Source organism: Solibacillus sp. FSL K6-1126 (assembly GCF_038003445.1).
Classification (GTDB): domain Bacteria; phylum Bacillota; class Bacilli; order Bacillales_A; family Planococcaceae; genus Solibacillus; species Solibacillus silvestris.
Genome location: NZ_JBBOPD010000001.1, coordinates 204,840 through 229,000, shown reverse-complemented (window position 1 = coordinate 229,000; position 24,161 = coordinate 204,840). Strand labels below are relative to the sequence as shown.

The 24,161-nt window shown below is 39.8% G+C and carries 26 protein-coding genes and 2 tRNA genes; 4 read left to right on the top strand and 24 right to left on the bottom strand.

The window, feature by feature from the left end; genetic code table 11:
• Window positions 1–165 precede the first annotated feature (165 nt).
• The 16 genes from dusB to MHH44_RS01045 form a co-directional block, all read right to left on the bottom strand.
• On the bottom strand, window positions 166–1,176 hold the full coding sequence (gene dusB, locus MHH44_RS01120; protein WP_008408243.1) for a tRNA dihydrouridine synthase DusB: 1,011 nt from the start codon (window positions 1,174–1,176) through the stop codon (window positions 166–168).
• 22 nt (window positions 1,177–1,198) lie between these two features.
• Window positions 1,199–1,402 (bottom strand): helix-turn-helix domain-containing protein, encoded by a 204-nt coding sequence (locus MHH44_RS01115; RefSeq protein WP_008408244.1) that lies wholly within the window; start codon window positions 1,400–1,402, stop codon window positions 1,199–1,201.
• Complete coding sequence (gene folK, locus MHH44_RS01110; protein WP_340797563.1) at window positions 1,354–1,878, bottom strand: 2-amino-4-hydroxy-6-hydroxymethyldihydropteridine diphosphokinase; 525 nt, start codon at window positions 1,876–1,878, stop codon at window positions 1,354–1,356. Before folK ends, MHH44_RS01115 begins: the two co-directional genes overlap by 49 nt.
• Complete coding sequence (gene folB / locus MHH44_RS01105; RefSeq protein WP_008408246.1) at window positions 1,875–2,243, bottom strand: dihydroneopterin aldolase; 369 nt, start codon at window positions 2,241–2,243, stop codon at window positions 1,875–1,877. Before folB ends, folK begins: the two co-directional genes overlap by 4 nt.
• Window positions 2,244–2,253: 10 nt before the next feature.
• Window positions 2,254–3,114: a dihydropteroate synthase gene (gene folP / locus MHH44_RS01100; protein WP_340797562.1), complete on the bottom strand. Its 861-nt coding sequence runs from the start codon at window positions 3,112–3,114 to the stop codon at window positions 2,254–2,256.
• On the bottom strand, window positions 3,098–3,961 hold the full coding sequence (pabC, locus tag MHH44_RS01095) for an aminodeoxychorismate lyase (RefSeq protein ID WP_008408248.1): 864 nt from the start codon (window positions 3,959–3,961) through the stop codon (window positions 3,098–3,100). The genes folP and pabC overlap by 17 nt, the downstream gene beginning before the upstream one ends.
• Before the next feature lie 11 nt (window positions 3,962–3,972).
• Complete coding sequence (pabA, locus tag MHH44_RS01090) at window positions 3,973–4,542, bottom strand: aminodeoxychorismate/anthranilate synthase component II (RefSeq protein WP_340797561.1); 570 nt, start codon at window positions 4,540–4,542, stop codon at window positions 3,973–3,975.
• Window positions 4,539–5,948 carry an anthranilate synthase component I family protein gene (locus MHH44_RS01085; protein WP_340797560.1) on the bottom strand — a complete coding sequence of 470 codons (1,410 nt, stop codon included), beginning with the start codon at window positions 5,946–5,948 and terminating at the stop codon, window positions 4,539–4,541. Before MHH44_RS01085 ends, pabA begins: the two co-directional genes overlap by 4 nt.
• A gap of 147 nt (window positions 5,949–6,095) precedes the next feature.
• Window positions 6,096–7,031: a cysteine synthase A gene (cysK, locus tag MHH44_RS01080; RefSeq protein ID WP_008408251.1), complete on the bottom strand. Its 936-nt coding sequence runs from the start codon at window positions 7,029–7,031 to the stop codon at window positions 6,096–6,098.
• A gap of 219 nt (window positions 7,032–7,250) precedes the next feature.
• A complete protein-coding gene (locus MHH44_RS01075) occupies window positions 7,251–8,225 on the bottom strand; it encodes a peptidyl-prolyl cis-trans isomerase (RefSeq protein ID WP_008408252.1) in 975 nt (324 codons plus the stop codon).
• Complete coding sequence (hslO, locus tag MHH44_RS01070) at window positions 8,209–9,090, bottom strand: Hsp33 family molecular chaperone HslO (RefSeq protein ID WP_008408253.1); 882 nt, start codon at window positions 9,088–9,090, stop codon at window positions 8,209–8,211. The genes MHH44_RS01075 and hslO overlap by 17 nt, the downstream gene beginning before the upstream one ends.
• Before the next feature lie 17 nt (window positions 9,091–9,107).
• Window positions 9,108–9,875: a type III pantothenate kinase gene (locus tag MHH44_RS01065; RefSeq protein ID WP_340797559.1), complete on the bottom strand. Its 768-nt coding sequence runs from the start codon at window positions 9,873–9,875 to the stop codon at window positions 9,108–9,110.
• 258 nt (window positions 9,876–10,133) lie between these two features.
• On the bottom strand, window positions 10,134–12,173 hold the full coding sequence (gene ftsH / locus MHH44_RS01060; RefSeq protein WP_008408256.1) for an ATP-dependent zinc metalloprotease FtsH: 2,040 nt from the start codon (window positions 12,171–12,173) through the stop codon (window positions 10,134–10,136).
• 185 nt (window positions 12,174–12,358) lie between these two features.
• Window positions 12,359–12,901 (bottom strand): hypoxanthine phosphoribosyltransferase, encoded by a 543-nt coding sequence (gene hpt / locus MHH44_RS01055; protein WP_008408259.1) that lies wholly within the window; start codon window positions 12,899–12,901, stop codon window positions 12,359–12,361.
• 32 nt (window positions 12,902–12,933) lie between these two features.
• Entirely contained in the window at window positions 12,934–14,340 is a 1,407-nt protein-coding gene (gene tilS, locus MHH44_RS01050; protein WP_340797558.1) for a tRNA lysidine(34) synthetase TilS, read from the bottom strand.
• A 21-nt stretch (window positions 14,341–14,361) separates the two neighbouring features.
• Complete coding sequence (locus MHH44_RS01045; RefSeq protein ID WP_339263462.1) at window positions 14,362–16,716, bottom strand: SpoIIE family protein phosphatase; 2,355 nt, start codon at window positions 16,714–16,716, stop codon at window positions 14,362–14,364.
• A 255-nt stretch (window positions 16,717–16,971) separates the two neighbouring features.
• On the opposite strand from MHH44_RS01045, the gene MHH44_RS01040 reads away from it, so the two are divergent.
• The 3 genes from MHH44_RS01040 (at window position 16,972) to MHH44_RS01030 (ending at window position 17,448) form a co-directional block, all read left to right on the top strand.
• Window positions 16,972–17,048, top strand: a tRNA-Met gene (locus tag MHH44_RS01040).
• A gap of 6 nt (window positions 17,049–17,054) precedes the next feature.
• A tRNA-Glu gene (locus MHH44_RS01035) sits at window positions 17,055–17,126 on the top strand.
• A gap of 130 nt (window positions 17,127–17,256) precedes the next feature.
• Window positions 17,257–17,448 (top strand): hypothetical protein, encoded by a 192-nt coding sequence (locus tag MHH44_RS01030; protein WP_008408263.1) that lies wholly within the window; start codon window positions 17,257–17,259, stop codon window positions 17,446–17,448.
• Between the two features lie 127 nt (window positions 17,449–17,575).
• Here the strand turns inward: MHH44_RS01030 and MHH44_RS01025 are convergent, their stop codons facing one another.
• From MHH44_RS01025 to spoVT, 8 genes are all read right to left on the bottom strand, one after another.
• A complete protein-coding gene (locus tag MHH44_RS01025; protein WP_008408265.1) occupies window positions 17,576–18,004 on the bottom strand; it encodes a S1 domain-containing RNA-binding protein in 429 nt (142 codons plus the stop codon).
• 240 nt (window positions 18,005–18,244) lie between these two features.
• The gene (locus tag MHH44_RS01020; protein ID WP_008408267.1) at window positions 18,245–18,679 is read right to left on the bottom strand and encodes an FtsB family cell division protein; all 435 of its coding nucleotides are present in this window, start codon (window positions 18,677–18,679) and stop codon (window positions 18,245–18,247) included.
• Window positions 18,680–18,726: 47 nt separating this feature from the next.
• Complete coding sequence (yabQ, locus tag MHH44_RS01015; protein WP_051127965.1) at window positions 18,727–19,182, bottom strand: spore cortex biosynthesis protein YabQ; 456 nt, start codon at window positions 19,180–19,182, stop codon at window positions 18,727–18,729.
• Window positions 19,183–19,184: 2 nt separating this feature from the next.
• Window positions 19,185–19,526, bottom strand: coding sequence for a sporulation protein YabP (gene yabP / locus MHH44_RS01010; RefSeq protein ID WP_051032350.1), 342 nt, complete (start codon window positions 19,524–19,526; stop codon window positions 19,185–19,187).
• 37 nt (window positions 19,527–19,563) lie between these two features.
• The gene (locus tag MHH44_RS01005) at window positions 19,564–19,854 is read right to left on the bottom strand and encodes an RNA-binding S4 domain-containing protein (RefSeq protein WP_014822291.1); all 291 of its coding nucleotides are present in this window, start codon (window positions 19,852–19,854) and stop codon (window positions 19,564–19,566) included.
• A gap of 5 nt (window positions 19,855–19,859) precedes the next feature.
• The gene (gene mazG, locus MHH44_RS01000; RefSeq protein WP_340797557.1) at window positions 19,860–21,326 is read right to left on the bottom strand and encodes a nucleoside triphosphate pyrophosphohydrolase; all 1,467 of its coding nucleotides are present in this window, start codon (window positions 21,324–21,326) and stop codon (window positions 19,860–19,862) included.
• Between the two features lie 9 nt (window positions 21,327–21,335).
• A complete protein-coding gene (locus MHH44_RS00995) occupies window positions 21,336–22,940 on the bottom strand; it encodes a putative polysaccharide biosynthesis protein (protein WP_039967423.1) in 1,605 nt (534 codons plus the stop codon).
• 114 nt (window positions 22,941–23,054) lie between these two features.
• Window positions 23,055–23,591 carry a stage V sporulation protein T gene (gene spoVT / locus MHH44_RS00990; RefSeq protein ID WP_008408278.1) on the bottom strand — a complete coding sequence of 179 codons (537 nt, stop codon included), beginning with the start codon at window positions 23,589–23,591 and terminating at the stop codon, window positions 23,055–23,057.
• 236 nt (window positions 23,592–23,827) lie between these two features.
• Between spoVT and MHH44_RS00985 the strand changes: the two genes are divergently transcribed.
• Window positions 23,828–24,139 carry a hypothetical protein gene (locus tag MHH44_RS00985; RefSeq protein WP_008408280.1) on the top strand — a complete coding sequence of 104 codons (312 nt, stop codon included), beginning with the start codon at window positions 23,828–23,830 and terminating at the stop codon, window positions 24,137–24,139.
• The last annotated feature ends 22 nt before the right edge of the window (window positions 24,140–24,161 follow it).

Here is a 24,161-nt window from a genome sequence, read left to right as displayed (position 1 = left end):
TTTTTGCGCTCCAAAACGGCACAATAGTCCATAATGTTTCTATTGTACAGTATTTCTTTTGTTGATTCACCTGTTTCGAATTAATTTTAAATATCAGATAATTATGACAAGTGATTTTTCTTTACATAAGAAAAAGGCACCATCGTCTGATGCCTTCAATGATTTTTATACAATTACTGCTTCTTCTTCGTATTCATCTGCAACACTGTTTAGAAGAATACGTAATTCTTGCTCGGTCTCCGTTAAATTGATGGCATTACGGATCTTTCCGTTTCCACGAATACCTTTTAAGTACCATGATGCATGTTTACGCATTTCTCTAACCGCCACTTTTTCACCTTTAAGTGCTTTTAGACGTTCAAAATGCAATAAACAAACATCCATTTTTTCACGAACTGAAGGCTCTGGAATTTGAACACCTGATTCCAAGTATTTTACCGTTTGATAGATCATCCATGGATTTCCTAAAGCAGCACGACCAATCATGACCCCATCTGCCTTTGTATGTTCCAGAATGCGCTTAGCATCTTCCGGTGTTTCCACATCCCCATTTGCGATAAACGGGATGCTAATATTTTTCTTCACTTCGGCTAAAACGTCCCAGTTTGCTTTACCTTCATACATTTGCACACGAGTTCGGCCATGCATCGCGATAGCGGCTGCGCCTGCACGTTCTGCTGCCTGGGCATTTTCCACAGCGAATACACGCTCTTCATCCCAACCGATACGCATTTTTACCGAAACGGGTTTATCAACTGCATCGACAACTGCTGAAACCATTTCGTAAATTTTATTCGGATCAAGAAGCCATTTTGCGCCAGCTTCACATTTAATAATTTTGTTTACAGGACATCCCATATTGATATCGATAATGTCGGCTGTTGTATGTTTGTCTACAAATTTCGCTGCCTCTACTAAATTTTCTTTGTCTCCTCCAAAAATTTGCAGCGTCATCGGGTTCTCCCGCTCGTCAATATAAAGCATGTCCAATGTTTTTTTGTTGCGGGTGTTCAACGCTTTATCGCTGATCATTTCCGCATAGACTAACCCCGCTCCAAACTCTTTTACCGTTAACCGGAAAGCAGAGTTGCAAATTCCTGCCATCGGAGCAAGAACGACCCGGTTATCCATAATAATATCGCCTATTTGGAATGGCTTTTGGTCGATGTTTGACACCTTTTTTGTTCCCTCCACTCGGTTACTCACCTTTTAATTCTTTTATATCTATTTGTAATACATCTGCAATTGTTTGAAGTTGTTCTTCAGAGGGTTTCTTCTCGCCTCGTTCAATTCGCCCTAAAATTGTTACAGATATACCAATATGTTTTGCAAATTCGGTTTGCTGAATTCGTTTTAGTTTTCGAAAGGCACGAATTCTGCGACCGTATTGATTTTCTTCCACAGATTGACGCCTTCTTTCTCTATATCAAGTGCATGTAACGCTTTTTGCACGCCTACAAGCATATCATAATTTTGCGTCATAATCTCCTCTAACGGTACAAGCACAAATGCACGCTCGTACATACGAGGATGTGGAATTATTAATTTTTCGGTTTCATACTGTTGTTGACCATACAACAAAATATCCAAATCGATTATTCGTGGTCCCCACCGAAATTCACGGACACGGCCAAGATTATTTTCGATTTTTTGGCACTCCGCAAGAAGCTCATAGGCATCGAGTTCCGTTTCAAGAGCAACGGCGATATTCAAAAAATCTGCCTGATCTGTATAGCCTACTGCTGCTGTTTCATAAATTGAAGAAATCGCTGTTACAGATATTGTCTTATGTGTGGTGAGCAACTTTACCGCGTCTTGCAAGTTTTGCTCACGCTCACCTATATTTGTACCGATCGATAAGTACGCTGTCGTCATCATACGAATTGTCCTCTTGTAATTTCAACCGCGACTTCTTTGTAATGTCCCGGAATTGGAGGGTCAGGCTTAATAATTTCGACGCGGCACCCAAAAATCTGACCTTCATATTGCGTTAAAATGCTTGAAGCAACTTTTTCCGCTACTGCTTCAATCAATTTAAACGGCTTCCCTTCAATTACTTCTTTACAAATATCATAAACGCCCACATAGCTAACCGTCTGATCCAGCTCATCCGTCTCACCTGCACGTTTCATATCAACAGCAAGCGAAACATTAGCCCGAAAGCGTTGTCCTAATACGTTTTCTTCCGGTAATACACCGTGATAACCAAAAAACTGCATTTCTTTTAAATGAATATAATCCATTGCAAACTCCTTAATGTCTCGGTGCCAATTCACCTTGTACTTCAAATTTCCCTACAAGCGCATCCATCATCTTCACTGTACGCGCCACTTCCTTTACATCATGAACACGCATCATATGGCAGCCCTTTTGGACACCAAATGCACAAGTAGCGGCTGTCCCTTCCACTCGGTCATCTACGGGTAGTTCCAAAATCGATCCGATCATACGCTTGCGTGATGTCGCAAGCAATACTGGATAGCCTAATGCAACAAGCTCATCAAGGCGCTGCATCGTTTCAATACTTTCACTTAAACTTTTCACAAAACCGATACCAGGATCAAGGAAAATATGCTCGTCACGTACACCTGCTGCTTTTACAATTGCAATACTTTCCTGCATATCGGCCATATAATCGTTGAAGTAGTTATCGTACTGATCTGACAGGCGGTTATGCATTAAAATAATCGGCACATCGAGTTCTGCCGCGACACTTGCCATTTCCGGATCCGCCTTTGCGCCCCATATATCATTAATAATATGTGCCCCTGCTTCAATTGCAGCACGCGCAACATTCGATTTATACGTATCAATTGAAATAATCACAGGTACTTCTTTTAAAAGCGCCCGAATTACCGGTACAACACGTGCAATTTCTTCCTCATCTGAAATCCGTGTATAGCCAGGGCGTGTTGATTCCCCGCCAACATCGATAATTTTTGCGCCATCTGCCACCATTTTTTTTGCCTGTGCAACTGCTTTTTCAACTGAATTGAACCTGCCGCCATCCGAAAATGAGTCCGGTGTTACATTTAAAATGCCCATCACGAATGTTTCTTTACGAAAATCCAGTTCGATCCCATTTATTGTGAGTACTTTATAGTTTTCTAACATGACGGTCTCCTAAACACATAACAATTTTTTGTAAATATTTTTGATGCAACTTTTTATAAAGTCTGCCTTCACTGCCCGCAAAGCGTACCTCCCCAATACGGGAAATCGGTACGAGCTCCTGTACAGCTGTTGTAATAAAGCATTCATCCGCCTGTTCCAATTCCCATGCCATAAAGCGGCCTTCTCGTACCGGAATTTGGAGTTCTTCAGCGAGTTGAATGACTTTTTTACGTGTAATACCCGGTAAAATACCTAAATTAGTAGAAGGCGTATACAGTATACCATCTTTTATCCAAAAGACATTTGACGTAATGCCTTCTGCGATAACACCGTTCTGATCGGTAAAGAAACCTTCTTGAGAAGCTAAACTCGGTAACTCTAACCGCGCTCGTACATTATTGCCGTAGTGATGGCTTTTATAGCGGGTCTGCTGTTCCGGAGAGTTACGGGCTGTTTTCAGCCACACCGCTTCTTTTTCTGTCCCGCGTACCATTTCTGGCAGTTCTTTACGAAACAGAATAACGGTCGGTTCGGTATACTCGGAGGGTGCAAGTCCAATTGGATGCACACCGGCTGATACATTTAAACGAAAATACCCTTCTTTGCCGTCCTGTGCATTGAGCTTTTCAATGACCTCTTCTATGTTCTGTAACGTATACGGAAAATGAATACGGTATTCTTTTAATGCTTCAAGCAGACGGCTGAAATGTTCATGCAAATAGACAGCCTTTCCCTCATATGTACGAAATGTTTCAAAAAAACCGAGTCCATATAAAAAACCGTGATCAAACGGAGAAATTTTCAAATCTTGTTCATCGATATACTGTCCATTCATCCAACATAGCATTGCCTTTCCCCCTAACAATACGACTCAATAAATGTGCGTAACAGCTGCTTGCCGTCTTCGGTCATAATTGATTCCGGGTGATATTGAACCCCTTCAATCGGATATTCTTTATGTCGCAGCCCCATAATTTCGCCTTCCGCTGTCCAAGCTGTCACTTCCAGACAATCCGGTAAAGTTGTCGGTTCTACAATCAGTGAATGGTAGCGTGTTGCCAAAAATGGGTTCTCATTTTTTCTATGCAGACCAATCCCCTTATGAAGAACAGGGGAAGTTTTCCCGTGCATCAATCTCTCAGCACGCACAACATCGCCGCCAAATACTTGTGCAATCGCCTGATGACCTAAGCACACACCTAAAATCGGAAGCTTGCCTGTGAAATGTTCGATGATACGGAGACTTTCTCCGGCATCGTTTGGTGTACACGGCCCTGGTGAGATGACAAGCATCATTGGCCGAAGTTTTTCAATTTCCTCGACCGTAATCTCATCATTGCGCTTTACGACCAATTCATGACCGAATTCACCGAAGTATTGCACTAAGTTATATGTAAACGAATCATAGTTATCAATCATTAAAATCATTTGCTCACCTCTTCTGCCATGGCTTTTGCCTGCCACATTGCCTTCGCTTTATTCATCGATTCAATATACTCGTTTTCCGGAATGGAATCGATGACAATACCGGCACCCGCCTGAATGTACGCAATACCATCTTGAATATACGCTGTACGGATAACGATATTTAGCTCTAAGTCACCTGTGTAGCCAATCCAGCCGATTGATCCTGTGTAAAGACCACGGCGTACCGGCTCCAGCTCTTCAATAATTTCCATCGTACGGATTTTCGGTGCCCCTGTAATCGTACCACCGGGGAACATTGCCCGAATGACATCCGCATTTGTTTTTCCTTGTGCAATTTCCCCGCGCACATTCGAAACAATATGCATCACATGCGAGTAATGCTCGATAACCATAAACTCATTTACTTCTACCGTTCCGTATTTGCTTACTCTTCCTAAATCATTGCGCTCTAGATCAACTAACATGACATGTTCTGCACGCTCTTTTTCATGCTCAATCAGTTCATTGGCTAAAGCCACATCCTGTTCTTCCGAAGCTCCGCGCGGACGTGTTCCTGCAATTGGTCTTGTTGACAGCTCATTGTTTTTACGTTTTACAAGCAATTCCGGCGAGCCGCTAACAACCGCAAAATCCTCACTTTCAATATAAGCCATATACGGTGAAGGATTAAACGAACGAACTGCCTCATACATTGCAATCGGTGCTGCAGAAAGTTTTTTCGCCTGGCGCACCGACAAGTTGACCTGGAACACATCACCTTGTTCAATATAGTGCTGAATTTTATGTATAGCAGATTCAAATGCATCCCCACTGAAGGAAACTTGTAATTCCGCTTCATCCTGCTGCATGTTTTTAGCTGTTTCCTGATTAAAATGACGCTTTTCCAACCCGGATTCGGCATGCTGTTGCCAATCCGATTGCCATGAAAGTAAATCGACTTCACTAGTAGACAACTTCATCAATGTTACTTCTCCTGTTTGGACATTCCGGACTGCCCAATGATCAAACAAATAAAAATAAAGATCCGGTACGTGTAAGTCATCTTCGGCATTATTTGGAAGAACTTCAATCGTGCGAGCATAGTCATACGAAATAAATCCAATTGCTCCACCTTGGAAATCAGGCAGATTCGGATTCGCTTCAAGCTTATACTCTGCGATTACTTTTTCTAATTCCGCCAGTGCCTCACCTGTTTTCAGTTCTGTCTCTCCATTTTTCCACTTCAGTTCCAGACCGTGTGCCACTGACTTTGCTGTTGCAATTGGCTGCCATGCAGCAATTGAAAAATGCCCGCCCCTGCCGCTTTCCAGAAACGCACGCTGTTTTTCCATTGCCGTCTGTTCCTGGAAACTATAATAAAACTCATCTTTTGTCATGTAAAATGTATGTGTTTCTAGTTGTTGCATCAATTTACACCTGCTTTACCTTTTTCTTAATTAAACTCGATAACGCTTTAAAAATCCATTTTTAACTTAGCAGTTTCTAAGAAAAAAAGCTATTTTACGAGGTTAAACTCGCAAAATAGCTTTTAAAATCACTTAGGTAAAATTTAATTAGTCTTCAAATTGGTATAAAGGCGTTGATAAGTAGCGCTCACCGTTTGATGGGATAATTGCTAATACGTTTTTGCCTTTGCCTAAACGTTTTGCTGTTTCGATTGCTGCATAAATTGCTGCACCTGAAGAAATACCAGCTAAAATGCCTTCTTCACGCGCTACTTTACGAGCATATTCGAATGCCGTTTCGTTTTCAACCGGTAATACAGAATCATATACTTCTGTGTTTAATACGTCCGGAATGAAACCTGCACCAATACCTTGAATTTTATGTGGACCAGGGTTACCGCCTGAAAGAATTGGAGAATCTTTAGGTTCAACCGCAATAATTTCAATTTCAGGGAATTTGCTTTTCAGTACTTCACCTGCACCAGTAATTGTACCGCCAGTACCTACACCAGCAACAAATGCATCTAATTTTAAGCCTTCTTGTTCGAATGCTTCCGCAATTTCAGGACCTGTTGTTAAACGGTGAATTTCTGCGTTTGCTTCGTTTTTGAATTGTTGTGGCAAGAAGTAGCCTTCTGATTTTGATAATTCTTCTGCTTTTGCAATTGCACCTTTCATACCTTCTGGACCTGGTGTTAATACTAAATCAGCACCATAAGCACGTAAAAGGTTGCGACGCTCTAGTGACATAGTTTCTGGCATTACTAAAATCGCTTTATAGCCTTTTGCTGCAGCAATCATCGCTAAACCGATCCCTGTGTTACCAGAAGTTGGCTCGATGATTGTACCGCCTGGCTTTAATGTGCCGTCTTTTTCTGCTGCTTCAACCATCGCTAAAGCTAAACGGTCTTTTACTGAAGAACCTGGGTTAAAGTATTCAAGCTTTACGTAAACTGTACCTTCATTTTCACTTGTTGCATTGTTTAATTTTACGATTGGTGTGCGCCCTACTAAGTCCGCCACTGAATTTGCTAATTTACTCATTTTATCCATTCCTCTCCAAATCCCTACCAAATCAATAGGTTTTACTTAATTTGTATCTTATCAATTTTTCATAGTACTTGTCAATTAATTGAAACGAAATTTTTGTAAAATTTCTGACTATTTAGTTTTACTTATTAAATAGGAAAAAGGGCAAAGACAGTTAAAAGTTCCTCTTTCACTTAAACTTTAACTTCTGTCCTGGCCCATATAAATCTGGTGTTAATTTTTAGATTCTCCGTAGATCCATGTTGCATTAAATTCTGCCCAGAAAGCTTCCGGTGTAATGGAAGGCGACAGCTGTTCCAAAGCGAGCTGACGTTTCACATGCCCTTCTACTTCATCAAAGCTGAATGACTGCCCTTCCATGTTCTCAGTAACCTTGACGATTGCATAGCGCCCATCGCTTAATACAAAAGGTTTGGAAGTTTCCTTTTCCTTCAGCTTTTCCACTTCTGGTAAAATGGCAGGATCCACTGCCGATTGACTTGATGAAATAAAGCCAATGTCGCCACCTAAACTTGCCGATGCTGTATCCAATGAATGCTCGCGTGCCAGAACCGCAAAATCAGAGCCGTCCTTCAGCTCTTTTTCCACCCGTTCCGCATCCTCTTTTGAATTCACGATAATGATACTTGTTCGGTGTGTAGTTGGAATATTATAGATCGACTTATTATCTTCGTAATACTTTTTAGCTTCATTCTCTTTTACTACAATATCATTTGTCAGTACTTTATCTAAGATGAGCTGAGCCCGCATTTTTTGACGCAGTTGCTCTGGGGATAAACTATGTAGAGTTGAATCATTTGAATCTTGTGCCGAACGTAATAAGGCTATTTCTAAATCAATCTCTTCCTCTTTTACATCGAGTTTATATTTTTCCGCCGCTTTTTCCATAACAGCTTCATTTACTAAACTCTGCAATGTTTCTTTTCCGTAACGGTTTTCCATTTCAGCAAGCCATTGTTGGCGTGTAATTGGATCTCCCTCGACGGCAGCAATTTTTTCGCCGCCGTCTTCTTTCTCTGATGTTGTTTCATCAGATGGGAGTAACCATAACACAAACCAAAATAGATTTCCGATTAACAATAGCAGTAATAACAGCAACGTAGGTTTTGTTTTTAAGCGTCGTTGTGTATACGGTAAATTATTTTGCGGTGGTTGTGGTGTTTTGTGTAAATTACGATTGGATTTCATTCACAAAGCCTTCAAGTTCACTTTTATCGAAGTGATAAGTTTCTAAACAGAAGTGGCATTGCGCTTCTGCTTGGCCATCTTCGTCAATCATTTCCTGAATTTCACCGACACCTAAACCGATAATTGCCGCACCGAAACGCTCTTTTGAACATTGACATTGGAACTGTACAGGCATTGTTGAAAGAATTTGAACATTGCCTTCGCCTAATACTGCTTCTAAAATTTGCTCAGGTGTATATCCTTTTTCAATCATTTTAGAAACAGGCTCAATTGATGATAAATGCTTTTCAATTGCTTCGATTGTTTCTTCTTCACAGCCTGGCATTAATTGAATAATAAAGCCGCCCGCTGCTAAAATTGTATTATCCGGATTTACTAACACACCTAAACCTACTGATGAAGGTACTTGTTCAGATGTAGCGAAGTAATATGTGAAGTCCTCAGCAATTTCTCCTGAGACGATCGGTGTTTGACCTGAGAACATATCACGTAAACCTAAGTCTTTAACAACTGTCAAAGCACCTTCAGAACCGACACCAGCACGTACATCCAGTTTTCCTTGTTCATTTAATTCAAAGTGAACATGTGGATTTGTAACGAAGCCACGCACATCTCCTTTGGCATCTGCATCGATAACCATTGGACCGATTGGACCGTTCCCTTCGATTTTTACGGTAATTTTGTCGTCACCTTTTAACATCGCACCCATCATTACAGATGCTGTCATTGAACGGCCTAACGCAGCAGATACAACAGGCCATGTATTATGACGGCGTTGTGCTTCTCCTACAGTTGCAGTTGTATTTGTTGCAAACGCACGTACCTGTCCGTCATATGCAATTCCTCTTACTAAGTAGTCTTTCATGTTGAAATTCCTCTTTTCTATTGATTTCTTTTATAAATCGTTGCTAGTCCCTTGAGCGTCAAAAACGGATCGACGACATCAATCATCTGGGTTTCATTCGCAATCAATTTTGCTAGTCCCCCAGTTGCAATTACGAGGGGCTCTTCTTTACTTTGCGCTTTCATACGACTGACGATGCCTTCTACTTGTCCTAAAAACCCGTAAAAAACCCCTGCCTGCATAGCAGCTACCGTATTCTTTGCCACAACTTGCGATGTATGGGCAATTTCAATTCGAGGTAGCTTTGCTGCACGTGTATAGAGCGCCTCTGTTGATATGGCAATACCGGGTGCAATGGCGCCCCCTAAATAATCGCCTCGTTCATTAATAAAGCAATACGTAATCGCTGTACCAAAATCGATAATAATCAGTGGTCTCCCACTATATTGCTGTAAAGCGGCAACCGCATTTACAATACGGTCTGCGCCTACTTCACGCGGATTTTCATACTTTATATTCAAGCCTGTTTTTACACCGGGTCCCACAATCAAAGGCTGGATATTGAAATACTTTTTACACATTAATTCAAGTGCAAACATAATAGGTGGCACAACTGAGGATATAATAATCCCTTTTACTTGTTCAAATAAAATGCCTTCATGAGAAAAAAACGCCTTAAATTGCATCGCATATTCATCTTCAGTTTTTCGTATATTTGTCTCTGTCCGCCAATGATGGATAAGTTTATCTTGATCATAAATACCTAAAATGATATTGGAGTTACCCGCATTCATTACTAAAATCACAAGTGGCACCTACTTTTCTTATACTGAAAAAAATCATACCATATTTGGCCATCTACTATACAGTATTCAGTATTTTTAGTCGGCAATCATTCCCTTTCAACTAAAACCTGTTGATCTCCATAGGGGTAAAGGCTTTCCGCTAGAGTCTACCACCCTCCTTTTCAACCAACTCACCAAATCGCGTTATATTTAAGGCAAGATTTTAAGAAGAAAAAACTGACTATCTCCTTTTCCCAGGAAATAGTCAGTTGTGTTGTATTATTTTGGACGGTCTTCATCGATGCCTTGCGGGCGATCATCTGACACGTCTTTCGGTAAATCTTCAACTGTTGGTGATTTCTTTTCACCTTGAACATCTTCATTAATCGATGCATTACCAGCCGTTTCAATTGTTGGTGTTGCTTCTTTTTGATCTTTTTGTTGAAGCTCCGATTCTACTACCGCCTCTTCAGGAGGTAATATACCGTGGTCGCGTAAATGTTCGATTTGCTGTGCATTTAACGTTTCTTTATCAATTAACGTATTTGCGATTAAATCTAGTAAGTCACGACGCTCTGTTAAAATACGTTTCGTACGAGCATATTGCTCATCAACGATACGCTGAACTTCTTTATCGATTTCATATGCTACTGTATCAGAGTAGTTTTGATCTGAACCGAAGTCACGACCTAGGAATGGATTACCGCCTTGGTTTGAACCGTATTGAACAGCACCAAGACTATTGCTCATTCCGTATTCTGTAACCATTGCACGCGCAATGCTCGTTACTTTCTGGAAGTCATTATGTGCACCAGTAGATACTTCACCAAGTACAATTTCTTCCGCAACACGTCCGCCTAGTAATCCGGCGATACGGTCTAGTAACTCTTGCTTCGTTGTGAAGAAACGCTCTTCTTTCGGTAACATGATGGCATAACCACCTGCTTGACCACGAGGGACAATCGTTACTTTATGAACAGTATCAGCTTCATCCAATTCAAGACCGACAACTACGTGACCGGCTTCATGGAATGCAACAAGCTTTTTCTCTTTTGGAGAATACACACGGCTTGCTTTTGCAGGACCGGCAATTACGCGGTCAGATGCTTCATCAATATCAGCCATGTTTATTGATTTTTTGTTTTTACGAGCTGCAACTAAAGCTGCTTCGTTTAACAAGTTTTCTAAATCTGCACCTGAGAATCCTGGTGTACGTTGTGCAACAGCAGCTAAATCAACTGTATCTGATAATGGCTTATTGCGAGCATGTACTTTAAGGATTGCTTCACGGCCTTTTACGTCTGGGTGACCAACCGTAATTTGACGGTCAAAACGACCAGGACGTAATAATGCTTTATCTAGAATATCAGGGCGGTTTGTTGCAGCGATGATAATAATACCTTCGTTTGCACCGAAACCATCCATTTCAACTAGTAATTGGTTTAATGTTTGTTCACGCTCATCGTGACCACCACCAAGACCCGCACCACGTTGACGACCTACCGCATCAATCTCATCGATGAAAATGATACATGGGGCATTTTTCTTAGCGTTTTCAAATAAGTCACGAACACGAGATGCACCGACACCGACAAACATCTCTACGAAATCAGAACCTGAAATCGAGAAGAATGGTACGCCCGCTTCACCGGCAACAGCACGTGCAAGTAATGTTTTACCTGTACCAGGAGGACCTACTAATAGAATCCCCTTCGGAATACGTGCACCGATATCAGTGAATTTACGGTGATCTTTTAAGAAATCTACTACTTCAACAAGTTCTTGTTTCTCTTCGTCGGCACCTGCCACGTCATTGAAACGAACTTTTTTCTTCGTGTCATCAAATAGCTTAGCTTTTGACTTCCCGAAGTTCATCACCTTATTACCGCCACCTTGCGATTGGCTTAGTAAGAAGAAGAATAAAATAATAATGATGACAAATGGAATGATGCTCGTAAGGAATGTTACGAACCCACTTGTTTGTGGTTGTTCTAAAATTTCCACTCCTGGATATTCACCGTTTGCAACTTGTTCTTCAATTTGCAGAATACGGTCTACAGTAGTTTGGTCATTTTGTAAAACGTTTACTGTGAAAGTTTCGCCCTCTTCAGCGCCTTTCATCTGACCTACAATTTTATACACGCCTCTTTCAGGCTGTATATCCATAGAAGCAATCTCATTGCTCTCTAAAGCCTCAAAAAACGCATAGTAATCAAGGTTTTCAGTTGTCTTTTTTCCACCATTAAATGTTCCAAAAATCCCGATAATCACGAGAAATATTAGTAAATAAAATATGGTGTATCGAAATATTCGATTCATCCCCAGCCTCCTCACAACGTTACAGAAAAACTATAAGTAAAATCTTAACATACGTTGAAATTTTCATACAATAAAAAGCACCACACATTTTAAACGTTGAAACGAATTATGACAAAATCCGCTCAATTACTGCTTATGCCTAAATGCTCACCTCAAAATTGAAGGTTTGTACAGTCTAGGAAATATTAAAATGAGTATACTTCGCGTTTTAAAATTCCGATGTAAGGTAAGTTACGATATTTCTCTGCATAATCTAATCCGTAGCCCACAACAAAACCGTCCGGTACTTCGAAGCCTACAACATCTGCATTCAATTCCACTTTACGGCCAGATGGCTTATCCAGTAATGTTACGATTTTAATCGATTTAGCTTTACGGTATTTAAATAAATCCACCAAATAGCTTAATGTTAAACCACTGTCGATAATGTCTTCAATAATAATGACATCGCGACCTTCCACACTTGTATTTAAGTCTTTAAGTATTTTTACTTCCCCAGATGAAACAGTTGCATTTCCATATGAAGTAACATCCATAAAGTCCAGTTCCACATATGAATCGAAACGTTTCATCAGATCCGTCATAAATGGCATTGCACCTTTTAACACTCCGACAGCTAATGGGAACATTTCTTTATATTCCTCTGTCAGTTGAGCGCCAAGCTCTTTAATACGTTCCTGGATTTGTTCTTCTGTAATCATTATTTTTTCGATGTCATTTTGAATCATGAGTAGATTCCTCCTTTTATTGTTCAAACTTTCTAAAGACGTTCATTGCTATCGACAAGAAGCACCATTTCATGCTCCGCCGACTTTACATTAGAAAATTTATTGTTAACGCGTACAGCTACTATCGCTAAAAGGTCATCATTAGCATCGACTAACAACGGCCAGCTAGCTCTTTTGGTGAAAGGAATCTTGTCATCAATAAAAATGCGAGATACTTTTTTCTGATGCTGCATACCTTGTAGCAAAATACGATCCCCTTGTTTGGGAGCCCTTACGAATAAAGGAAACGAAACAGATGATGCGGCGAAAAAGTGATGCGGATACTTTTGAAGTAAGTCCTCATCACATTGTGCAAGTTCCCCAATATATATGCGCATCGTTCCAAGCACACACCACTCATTCAAAGCGATTTGTTGTTTTGATGTTCGCAAGTTTTGCTGCTTATATTCAAATACAACTTCATCGTATTGTTGACGCGCAATAAAATTCTCCGGTAAATCAAGTGCACGACTTCCATCCGACATTGAGAATAACGTCAAAATCGTCGTGCAAAGTGCGTAGCTTTGAATCGTATTTGAATCGTTATAAAGATAACTTAATAGTATTAAAATGAGCCTTCTTTGTAAAGCAAGTGGCTCTTTTTGTAATTCTGAAACCTTGACTTTATAACAATTTTTATCAACTTTCAGAAAAAGCTTTGAAAAACGCTCTTCTGCAAGCTCCATTAAATACGTATCATCCTCTAAAAGCTGCTGGGCAATGTGGACTGCGTGTCGGGAAACAAGGGGGTTTTCTTCCTTTAAAACTGGTACGACATTGTGACGGAAACGATTGCGGGTATAATCATTCTTTGCATTGCTCGGATCTTCACGGTACAAATGACCTTTACTATGTAAATATTCCCCAATTTCGTCTTTTGTAACCATCAAAAAAGGACGAATTACAGTAAATTGTTGAAATTTACGGGAAGGTAATATGCCTTTTAATCCGTTTAGTGAACTCGCTTTCGTCATGGCCATTAACATTGATTCGAGCTGATCGTCCGCATGATGGGCAGTTACTAATTTTGTAAACTTATGTGTATGCATGACGGTTTCAAAGAAATGATAGCGTTCCTTCCGGCAAATCGCCTGCATGTTTCCGCCTTCTTTTTTTTGGATTTCCGCAATCGGAATCGCACAGCTATAAAAAGGAATAGCCCAGTCTTCACATGCCTGCTCAACAAATTGGCGGTCTTGAGCAGATTGTTCGCCGCGAAGCATATGGTCAACATGCGCAACGGCGAGCTCAATATTAAAATAGTGCTGAAAATGATAAAAAAAAGAAAGAAGCGCCATTGAATCAACGCCTCCTGAACAAGCAATTAATAGTTTATCTCCGCTTTTAATAAGCTGCTGCTCTTTTATATACGCTAAAACTTGATGCTCTAAAGTGTGCATTTACTCACCTCATATTACATTTCAATGTGTGATTGCTGGTCTGAATACTTGCCACGGTTTTATGACATGCTGCAAACGGAATAACATCACAGTGCAGTCGTCTGCAATCGGGTATTTTTGTTTGAATTGCGTCATGACATCAAATAGTACAACCTGGATGGAAGCACCATTTTCCAGCCCTTGACGAATCAGCCGGATAAATAATTGTTCCTGTGCATCCCATTGTGCAGATGGTGAAAATAACCCGTCGGAAATCATTAAAATAACGTCCTCTGACAATAATTGTGTCATTTCTGTATCGATTGCGAAGTTAGGCAAAAAGCCAATTGGAGCACTTGTACTTTCTATTTTGAATAAATCATTCCCTCTTAATACATATGTCGTCATGCCTCCCGCTTTCCAACACCATAAATGGCCGAACTGTAAATCGACAAGTGCAAAATCCATTGTCGCATACATGTCCGAATCATTTTTAAGCGACATGACATAATGCATTGTGTGCATCGCTGTTTCAGGATCCATGTTGTACGTAAGACAATCCTGCATCATTTGAATTAAGCGTTCACTTTCACGATTTGCTCTCACATTCGTCCCCATACCATCCGACAGCATGATCGCCATAAGTCCTGGATGAATCGGAAATACCCGGTAAGAATCTCCGGAAATTGCATGGTTTGCATGGGAATACGTATATATATCATACTCCAACTGATAACGAATTGCTGAAGTAAACTTAATTTGGCGATAAAAAATTGGCGAGTGCTGCTCGTAAATCTGTTCACCTTTCAATGGTTCATGCAAAAATTCAAACAGTTGCTGTTCTAATTGCTGGATAACGACATGTGCATCACGATGATCTGCGACATAACAAACGAACTCTCGATTCCCTATTTCATTTTTTATCCACTGAATATGCAAACAATGAATATCATGTTCCTTTAAAAACTGCTGCATCTCCCCATCCATTTCCGATGTGCCGATTTCTAATCGCTGGCTGTTTAACAGCTTTTCAAAGTGGCTGCTTAAATCCCGAAGCTGTAAGGCAATCATTTTTTTACCATGATAGAACTGTCTCTCCATATGCTCTTTGTGTAAAGCCGACTCTAGTTCTTCCAGCAATTTAGAAGATTTAATGCATTTCCCTTTCAGCTGCTCTTCTACCCGAATCCAGCTGACTGGTTTCGTACTTCTTTTCGCTAACCGCCAAGAATCAATAATTCCTTCCATCTCCCCGTTTCTCCCCCAGCACTCTTCATATTTGAAACAGCTGGAGCAAATTAGAAACGGTTCTGCAGTTGTCTTACTTTTAGTTTTATTTTGTGTAAAATGATCAAACACAAGCTCCTTCATAAAAGATACAAATTGCTGAAATTGCTTGAGCTGCACTTCCACTACTTCATTGCGGTTCACCTGGATTATACTAACCGTATTTTGTTTGTAATACATTTTGCAATACTCAAGTATATTTTTCGGCATAAGCAGGAAAATAATTGCGCCTGTAAGCATCGACATAAAATAAACGCTATCGATCGGTAATGTTGCATCATAAAAGAAGAAAAAAATACTCGGCAGAAAACTAAAAAGCGCAACGGCATAACGTCCCTGGTTTTGTACAAAAGCGGCGACCAGCCCTGTACATGCATATAGGATCATCATACCTGTGAATGATAAATTAGCTAAGCCTATAAAAAAGCCAAGAGATAATGAAAAAATAACCGTAGCTCCAACTGTCGAGGCATAGGCTACAAGGCAGATGAGGAAATGAAGAACGATCAGTGACATTGAAAAGTAAAATAGAGTCAAGCTTTCCATGCCGATTAGCATACCGGCCAAAACGACAATAATTGCCGTTATTTTTTCTCTTGTCCATTCAATGGTTCCGTTTTCTTTACTTGGAAATGTCAAAATACGCATAAAGAATAAAATCGAAACTGCAAAAAGACATTCATATACGATATAAAATAATGTCATGACAGATGGCATACCACTATGAAGCAGCATTTGCCATGCTAGCTGAATAGCGATAATTGTACTTCCTAGTAAAAAGTACGGTGATAGTTTTATAAACTTAAAACGGACGAGACATTCCATGAAGAGTAACTGCACTAACACAACGGCTGCCTGTCCAAACCCAATAAAGAGCGTTCCGAGGATTCCCCCTAGTAAAGCACTCTTTTGAAATGAGGCAAATCTCGTTCGAATAACAAGCCAAAAAGGTAAAAACAACGGAGTAACAGCTTCAAAGAATACCGCCTGAGCAAAACAGAAAGCTGCAAACGCTATAACACTTGCTATTATTATTCTCGATTTTTCTTTATATAAGAATAAGTCTAAGTTTAGTGTTTGAAACTCATTTTGATTATTTAATGTCACCATTTTTACTATCACCTTTTCTTTTTAACGCTATTATATAAAGCTGAAAAAGTGAATTTTGTCTGTTTGTAGGATTGACACCGAAAAATTGTTCGACGGTTTTTTTACGGTAATATGCGCGTTTTTACGCTTTTTTTATCAGTAATTACAAAAAATAATACGCAGTAATTTCCTGCATATTATGATAGAGGAAATAATTAAAAAATAGTATTGACACTATATAGACTGCAATGTATTATTAGTTCTGTTGTTAAATTTGGCGGTGTAGCTCAGTTGGCTAGAGCACTCGGTTCATACCCGAAAGGTCGTGGGTTCGACTCCCTCTGCCGCCACCATTTATAGGCCCGTTGGTCAAGTGGTTAAGACACCGCCCTTTCACGGCGGTAACACGGGTTCGAATCCCGTACGGGTCATCTCAAAAGCTGTTTAGGAACTTAGTGTTCCTAGGCGGCTTTTATTTTGTTCTTTTTTCTATTCTGTAAATTCCTGACACACTTTCTCCCTTATCCATTATACTTGTAACTATAAGAGGAGGCGTTTTTTTTGGTCCAAAACTTTACATATTTAGCTTTTCTTTGCGGTATTAGCATGCTTCTAGTCGTTGGAGGCGTCATCTTGACAAACTTGCCGCTCGCATTGCAGATTCTTATGATTACAATCGGATTAATCGGAGGTATTTTTTGTTTTATTACCCTTATCCGTGTACTCATAAGGCATAATACTGAAAAAGAATAATTTGATTTCCCACTCCAACACAACATTTTATTAATGAAAAAAAGCGATGGATTGTAAGATATACACTTACAATCCATCGCTTTATCATCTATTTGACACTTTTTCTACGTTCAAACAGCCAGCAAAATTATCCTCTGCGAGCTCCACGGCCACCGCGCTTAGACTCAGTTGCACGCTTTAATGTAGTTAAACGCTCATCGCTATCTTTTAAGAAACGCGCCATCTTCTGTTCAAAGTTCTCTTTTGGTTGACGATCATTACGATCGTTAGAACGGTTGTTTTCGCGACGAGGACGCTGTGGACGCTCTGGTCGCTCAGCTTGAGGCTTTGCTTTACGAATTGAAAGACCAATCTTTCCATCCGCTTCAACATTCATCACTTTAACTTCGACTTCATCGCCTACTTTAAGATGCTCGTTAATATCTTTTACGTAGTTATCTGCCACTTCACTAATGTGAACTAAACCTGTTTTCCCATCTGGAAGCTCAACGAATGCACCGAAATTTGTGATTCCTGTTACCTTACCTTGTACTTTGCTGCCTACTTCAATTGACATAAAAAAAATGCTCCTCCTTAAATTTTAAGAGACTCTTCGATTGAAAAGCCATTTATCAATTATAATGAAACTTTTGTTCAATAGCTTCTTCTCTAATTATAGCTAACATAAAAAGAGTGTCAACAAGACACTCTACCTAAAGGCAATTAATACCAAAATTTTTATCACGAAATTACCATGCTTACTGGTTTTTTATTATTTTTTAAAGTCACATTTTTTTCTTTTATTATCGGATTAAAATTATTCTTTGTCATCTTCAGGCTTGTCTTTATTTTCTTTATCCGATTTATTCGGTATTGTAAAAATAATTTCGCCCTCTTCAGAAAGGAAAAATTCTTTTCTTGCCAGCTTCGCAATATACTCATCATCTTCCAGCTTCGCAATCTGCAAATTTAGTAGCTCTTGTCTGTGAAGCGCTTCTTCCAATCGTTCTTCCACCGCCGCTTTCGTTTCTTCCTTTGCGGCGAGGCGTTCACTTTGGACCATGTTAGCTTTTACTAATCCTGCTATTACTACAGTTGCTAAAATGAAAAATACTGCTAATCTTCTGCGACGACGTACTGCAATTTTTGCTTTTATTTGAGCTTTTGCTTGCGGATTTGAGCGGACATAATCGTTATTCAACGACTGGACATTTTGGTTATGTAGCTCTTCTTGCACATTTCTTCTTCCCATTTTCCGTCTCCTCCCTCACAATCAATAGTTGTAATCATTATACGAGTTCACTGCTGTGTTTTAAAGTTTTTTAACAAATATTTCTTGAAAAACTTAATAAAGGGACGACAGATAAATAATACAATCCCTACCAATAATTTTATAATACTTTTGACCATTTTAACTACTACATGTCCAATGAAAAAAACCGGCTTCACAAATAAATTTATACATACTCTTCCAACAAAGCGGATAATTTTTTGGAACAGCAATTCATATGTTGCAATTCCGGCGATTTGGGCAAGTGGATCAACTACCCGCCATTGCCCTCCTTTTACTAAAAATAATAAATAAAACGTAGTAACCCCTAATATTAACCAGACAATCCATTCTAAAATCCATGTAATACGTCGAATATTTTTTAAAGGGATACGATTTACATTAATTCGGATACAATCGATTATTGCACCTACAGCAACTCCGCTTATAAACATGACAAGAATGCTTATAAGCTGCGCACTCATCATCATCCAAACAATTTATGAAGGAAACTTTTCGATAAGCCACTCTCGCTTTCATCGTATTGGAATTGCTTCACTTCCCCTTCTAACGTCAGTAATCCCTTGTCCACATCTAAATGAACAATACGCAGTTCCTCACCACGAATCAATAAATGACCCTGTGATGTGTTCACATAAAATTCTTCCTGATCGAACCGTTCGATACTTTTAACAGATGTCATGTCCATCCGTTTACGATTACGTACCGTTACTAAGTGATCCCCAGACGAAATGGTATAGCGTGCGCTTTCTTGATGAATAGTCAATGCAAGTCCCCCTTTGAGCTTATAGTTGTACACTATATGCATCAACGGAAGGAAGCATGACTCAAAAGTTGGTCATGCCCTAATCTTCATCATCAATAAATTCTGGTTCAACTTTCTCTAAACGCTCTTCTTTTATAATTGTAAACATTTTTAAAGCATCTTCTTTTTTCACATTTTCACGAATTTCTTCGACACGTGCCGTTACAATTTTTTGACCGAAACGAATTGCCAGCTCATCGCCAACTTTTACAGTACTGCTGGCTTTTGCCACTTTATCATTAATCGTTATACGGCCCTGCACCGCCACTTCCTTCGCTAATGTACGACGTTTAATTAAACGTGAAACTTTTAAAAACTTATCTAAGCGCATCCCATTTACTCCCCTTTTTCTATTTGTTTTGCTTCATTCCAAAATGAATCTAACTGCTCTAATGTAAAATCACTGAATGCCTTGCCGCTCTTTGCTACACTTTGCTCAACGTAATGAAAGCGACGTGCAAATTTTTCATTGGCATGTAGCATCGCTTCTTCCGGTGAAATTTTATAAAATCGTGCGATGTTCACAAGGGTGAATAATACATCCCCGAATTCATCGGTACGGCTTAATTCGTTACCTTGCTTTATTTCATCCTGAAACTCTTGCCATTCTTCCGTAAACTTCTTCCACGCTTCGTCAGCATTCGGCCAATCAAAACCTACTGTCGCTGCTTTTTTCTGGTAATTGTACGATGTTTGAAGCGATGAGTAAGGACTATATTCGTTCTTTAATAGTGGTTCGCCATCTACATTGCCTTTTTCCTGCTTTTTAATTGCTTCCCAGTTAGCTACAACCGTTTCTGCATCTTCTGCAGTCACATCCCCAAAAACATGCGGGTGGCGGCGAATCATTTTTTCGCTAATCGATGCAAGCACTTCTTCCAATGTGAAATAACCATTATCTTCCCCGATTTGCGCATGCAAAAACACCTGTAAAAGGACATCGCCGAGCTCTTCAACCATAGCAAAATCATCTTCGGCATCAACCGCTGCTAAAAACTCATGTGCTTCTTCCAATAAGTACTTTTTCAATGATTCATGTGTTTGCTTCTGATCCCAAGGACAGCCATCTGGACCTCGCAATGTCGCTATGATTTGACGGAATGTTGTCCAATCACGCAATGCTTCCTCATCAGATTCAACAGGCGGTACATAGACAGTCGTTAAATTGTTGATTTCTGCTGCTTGATCAAGCTCATAAAGCGGAACAGTACGCAATGATTCCTGTGAGGAACCTGCTGCTGTCACAATTGTTACCGGGTAATCATCACGGTATTTTTCCATTAGCGTGAGCTTTACTTCTGACGCACTGAACGAATCATAGACTTGGGCTATTAAAATGTGCTGACGCATATTCATATCATGGATGGACATGCTCGTACCGTCCAACAGCTGAAACCCTTCAATCGGGTCAATTTTTAAGGCGCCGAAAATCGGATCCAAAAAGCTTTGCCCGCCTTCAATTACAAGCTTAATCTGCCCGTTCTGGTCCGCTTCAATTAAGTGCTGGACGGTCTGCTCTGCTACGAGCGGATGTCCCGGCACAGCATACATAACATCTTCCTGTGAAACGGCTTCAATAAGACGCTGTGCAATTTCTTCATAAACAGGACCGAACGAACCATGCTTAATATACACATCATCAAAGCTCGTAAACTCGATACCTTCCAGTTTTAAGTCTTGAATGACAGGATGGTCCTCTGTTCGGACATATATTTTTTTGGCTGCTTTAATTTTTTTATAAACACCCATTTGCATTTGTTCAAAATCGGCTGCTCCTAAGCCAATAACGGTTAATTGATTCAAGTTATACACCTACTTCTTTCGATTTAACATTAGTTGATATGCAGCCATTCTCCTGCCGAGTGGGATTAAAAACCAATCCTTTTCTGTCAATACTCGCATTTTTGCGACTGCTGTTATAAAAGCACCTGCGCCAAGCATGACGAGCACCCCACTGTAAATGAGTGCATCAAAACGACTAAACAGGCCGGTAAACAGACTGTTTAAACTGTAAACAGCGCCTTGTACAACGACTATCATAATGAGACAGGCGATGGACAGTTTTTTATAAAACGTACGATTCGCCAGGCTGATAGACGTCAGTTTTTTTAAATAAACGATAAGGGCAGCTGCTGTAAAAATCAGCCCGATATTACTCGCAATTGCCGCACCCATCACATCATAACGCGGAATAAAAATAATGTTCCCTATATATTTTAATACGATTCCGACCCCTAAAAATACGGCAGGTCCTTTTAATTTACTATAGCCTTGTAAAATAGCTGTAAACGTTAAAATTATCGATAATGGAACAATCTGAAACGAATAAAGCTTCAGCACATTCGAATAGGCATCTGTCTTAAACAGCATTTGATTTACATATGGCATAACAAGTATTAATCCGAGTGCCGCAGCTACTCCGAATATGAGGGAGCTCCGGAATGTTAATTGAATAAACGGCTTTGCACCACGACCGTTTGGCTGATTTGCCTTTAATGCAACGAGCGGTACAATAGCCAGCGATAAAGAAGTTGCAATTACAATTCCGAGCTGCACAAGCGGTTGGCCGCGGTCATAAATCCCCTTCACTTCCATCGCTTCAAGCGTATTCATCCCTGAATGGACAAGCATTTTGTAAATCGTAAAGGAATCCACAAGCTGGAAGCATAATAATAGCAGTGCACTCATACTGATCGCGATACTGTATATTGTGACCTCTTTTAAGATTGGCCAGACTTTTACATTGGCTATTTCTCCAGTTGGCTGATACTGCCGTTTCAAAAAGTAAAGCAGTAGTACAATCCCTGCTATTTCCCCTACAACTGTACCGAGCATCGCCATTTTCCCGGCTGCGTAAACAGATTGTGTATATTGCAGCAACACAATTGTTCCGACTAATATAATCGCTACCCGAACCATTTGTTCGAACACTTGCGCATAAGCAACCGGCTGCATCTTACTTTCCGATTGAAAATTACCCTTTAAAACAGCAAGCAGCGGCATACATAACGTAATGAATGAGCCTACTTTTAATAGCCCCGCAAGCTGGGGATCTTCCATCAAATTAGCTAATGGCTGTGCACCAAAGAATAAAAGACAGAAAAAGATAAGGGCTAATGCTGTTAAGTAATAAAAGATGATGCGCGATACAGATCGTTTTTCTCCATATGTACCACCACGCCCTTCAATATCCGCGAGCATTTTGGAAATGGCAACTGCAAATCCGCTTGATGTCCATACGACAAAAAACGAGATAAACGGGTAAACCTGCTGATATACATAAAATCCTTGGTCACCTACTAAGTTTTGATAAGGGACACGGTAGATTGCACTTAATATTTTTACTAATAGCGCCGCAACTGTCAGGAGGAGGGCACCCTTCATATAATTTTTCATACCAAAACTTTGCGAAGTCATTCTATTTCCTTCCTCTATTTCATACAATAAACTAATTATATCATGAAAACCATTTGCTAATTTTACTCGAGGAATTAAAAAAACGCCCATTAATATGGACGTTTTAAAGTGATTTTAGTTTTCCATTTGCTTTGCTAAAAAATTGGCTGCTGTTTCAGCAGTTTTTTGTTCAACTTCACCGATAAAATGGGCCCGTGATATTAAATAAATAGCACCAATCGGATCTCCATTCGAAACGATCGGTACGATGCAATATGATTTCACTTGTTCATACTGTCCTGCTACAAGTTCAATCGACATCTCCAGCTTCTCACTTACAAGTGACCTGTTTTTAATAATATCTTCTGCAAAAACTGTTAAACGTCTCGCCACATAATCTTTTTTCGAAACGCCTGCAACGGCTATTACTTCATCTCGGTCACTTATTAATGTTGGAGTACCTAATGTTTCAAATAATGATTCCGCATATTGTTGTGCAAATTCGCCTAAATCATTAATTGGCGAATACTTTTTTAAAATCACTTCTCCTTCGCGGTCCGTATAAATTTCAAGGGGATCCCCTTCACGGATACGAAGTGTTCTTCTGATTTCTTTTGGGATAACAACACGACCTAAATCATCGATGCGGCGAACTATTCCTGTTGCTTTCATCGTTCATGTTCCCTCACTTTCCATCAATTCACAGCATGATGCTCCTAGTATGGAAAGAAATACATGAAACTATGCATTGTTCGAAAAGGATAAAATAATATTTCGTATATTTATGATGAAGTACCTATTTTCCCTCAACATGATATAGGAAATTACAACGTTTTCGGTCATTTTATGTTTTGTTTTTATGAAAGAGGCAATAGACAAAATAAAACAATCTTTTTGGAGGTGCAGTAATGGTAAGAGTCGATCGTATTACGTCAACACCAGATGCATATCGCCAGCATCAATATTATGCTGGTACTCATTTAGCCTATTACCCGGATTTATCGAAAGAGCGTTCTACTGTTATTTCAAAATTTGAAAACGGTATTTTCAAACGTTATTTAGAAAAGCCAAATGGTCAGCGCGATTTAGTTTCTGCTTCCACTACAAGAGAGAAACAGCTATTGGCAAAGCGTGAAGAACACCGTAACCGCGAAGAATTGCTCCAACGTTTAAATTATTCGAACGGAGTACATTATAGTGTGCAACAATCTTTCTTATAATTCATATGTTGTATCCAATCGA